Origin of the sequence: Sphingomonas sp. MJ1 (PH-R8) (genome assembly GCF_048058635.1) — a bacterium.
GTDB lineage: Bacteria > Pseudomonadota > Alphaproteobacteria > Sphingomonadales > Sphingomonadaceae > Sphingomonas.
Genome location: NZ_JBBEFX010000038.1, coordinates 1 through 2,730 on the forward strand (window position 1 = coordinate 1; position 2,730 = coordinate 2,730).

The following is a 2,730-nucleotide window of genomic DNA, read 5'->3' on the forward strand; positions in this document are numbered from 1 at the left end:
GATCCAGTGTTGTCGTTGGTGGTGTGGACTCTCAAGCGTGAGGTAAGGGCAATTCGTGGATGCCTTGGCATGTACAGGCGATGAAGGACGTGGCACGCTGCGATAAGCGTCGGTGAGGTGTGAGCAACCTTTGACCCGACGATTTCCGAATGGGGGAACCCACCTTCACCATTTAATTCAGCCGGTGTGCAAACATCGGCCGGGTTAAATGGGAAAGGTATCACCGAAGTGAATACATAGCTTTGGTGAAGCGAACCCGGTGAACTGAAACATCTCAGTAGCCGGAGGAAAAGACATCAACCGAGATTCCGTTAGTAGTGGCGAGCGAACGCGGACCAGGCCAGTGCCTGATATTCAACTAGCAGAAGCTTCTGGAAAGTAGCGCCATAGCGGGTGACAGCCCCGTATGCGAAAGTGATGTATCAGGACTCGAGTAGGGCGGGACACGTGAAATCCTGTCTGAACATGGGGGGACCACCCTCCAAGCCTAAATACTCGTACATGACCGATAGCGAACTAGTACCGTGAGGGAAAGGTGAAAAGCACCCCGATGAGGGGAGTGAAACAGTACCTGAAACGGATTGCCTACAAGCAGTGGGAGCATCTTTAGGGTGTGACCGCGTACCTCTTGCATAATGGGTCTGTGACTTAATGTATCAAGCAAGCTTAAGCCGTTAGGTGTAGGCGTAGCGAAAGCGAGTCTGAATAGGGCGACCATAGTTTGATGCATTAGACCCGAAACCCGGCGATCTATGCATGACCAGGATGAAGGTGCGGTAACACGCACTGGAGGTCCGAACCGATTAACGTTGAAAAGTTACCGGATGAGTTGTGCTTAGGGGTGAAAGGCCAATCAAGCCGGGAAATAGCTGGTTCTCCGCGAAAACTATTGAGGTAGTGCCTCGAGCGAATACCCTAGGGGGTAGAGCACTGGATGGGCTAGGGGGTCGCGAGATCTACCAAACCTAACCAAACTCCGAATACCTAGGAGTACTACTCGGGAGACAGACGGCGGGTGCTAAGGTCCGTCGTCAAAAGGGAAACAGCCCTGACCTACAGCTAAGGTCCCCAAGTCGTGTCTAAGTGGGAAAGCATGTGGGAATCCCAAAACAACCAGGAGGTTGGCTTAGAAGCAGCCATCCTTTAAAGAAAGCGTAACAGCTCACTGGTCTAAACAAGGGTTCCTGCGGCGAAGATGTAACGGGGCTCAAGACACGCACCGAAGCTTAGGGTGTGCACTTTGTGCACGCGGTAGCGGAGCGTTCCGTACGCCTGTGAAGCGGGAGGGTAACCGACCGTGGAGGTATCGGAAGTGCGAATGCAGACATGAGTAGCGATAAAGAGGGTGAGATGCCCTCTCGCCGAAAGACCAAGGGTTCCTGCGCAAGGCTAATCCGCGCAGGGTGAGCCGGCCCCTAAGACGAGCCCGAAGGGGGTAGTCGATGGGAATGCGGTTAATATTCCGCAGCCTGGTGGTGTGTGACGGATGGTGTGTGTTGTCAGCTCTTATCGGATTGAGCTGGCTTCGAAACTGTCCCGGGAAATAGCCCCACCGTATAGACCGTACCCGAAACCGACACAGGTGGTCAGGTAGAGTATACCAAGGCGCTTGAGAGAAGTGTCCTGAAGGAACTCGGCAAATTGCCTCCGTACCTTCGGAAGAAGGAGGCCCCATGTAAGCGCAAGCTCTCATGGGGGGCACAGGCCAGGGGGTAGCGACTGTTTAGCAAAAACACAGGGCTCTGCTAAGTCGGCTTCAAGACGACGTATAGGGTCTGACGCCTGCCCGGTGCCTGAAGGTTAAGTGGAGGGGTGCAAGCTCCGAAATGAAGCCCAGGTAAACGGCGGCCGTAACTATAACGGTCCTAAGGTAGCGAAATTCCTTGTCGGGTAAGTTCCGACCTGCACGAATGGCGTAACGACTTCCCCACTGTCTCCAGGACATGCTCAGCGAAATTGAATTCTCCGTGAAGATGCGGAGTACCCGCGGTTAGACGGAAAGACCCCGTGCACCTTTACTGCAGCTTCAGAGTGGCAGTGGACAAGAACTGTGTAGAATAGGTGGGAGGCTTTGAGGCACCGGCGCCAGCTGGTGTGGAGCCATCAAGTGAAATACCACCCTGTTGTTGTTTACTGTCTAACCTCGAACCATGAAACTGGTTCAGGGACCCTCTGTGGCGGGTAGTTTGACTGGGGCGGTCGCCTCCTAAAGAGTAACGGAGGCGCGCGAAGGTTGGCTCAGGTCGGTTGGAAACCGACTGTTAGAGTGCAATGGCATAAGCCAGCCTGACTGCGAGACTGACAAGTCGAGCAGAGACGAAAGTCGGTCATAGTGATCCGGTGGTCCCTCGTGGAAGGGCCATCGCTCAACGGATAAAAGGTACGCCGGGGATAACAGGCTGATAACCCCCAAGAGCTCATATCGACGGGGTTGTTTGGCACCTCGATGTCGGCTCATCACATCCTGGGGCTGGAGCAGGTCCCAAGGGTTTGGCTGTTCGCCAATTAAAGTGGTACGTGAGCTGGGTTCAGAACGTCGCGAGACAGTTTGGTCCCTATCTGCCGTGGGCGTCGAAATTTGAGAGGAGTTGACCCTAGTACGAGAGGACCGGGTTGAACGTACCTCTGGTGTACCTGTCGTCGTGCCAACGGCGCAGCAGGGTAGCTATGTACGGACGGGATAACCGCTGAAAGCATCTAAGCGGGAAGCCTCCCTCGAGATAAGATTTC

Annotated in this window: 1 rRNA gene; it reads left to right on the forward strand. The window is 54.4% G+C overall.

Going from position 1 to position 2,730, the window contains the following annotated elements:
• Window positions 1–29: 29 nt before the first annotated feature.
• A 23S ribosomal RNA gene (locus tag VPH46_RS16050) occupies window positions 30–2,730 on the forward strand; the annotation flags it as partial.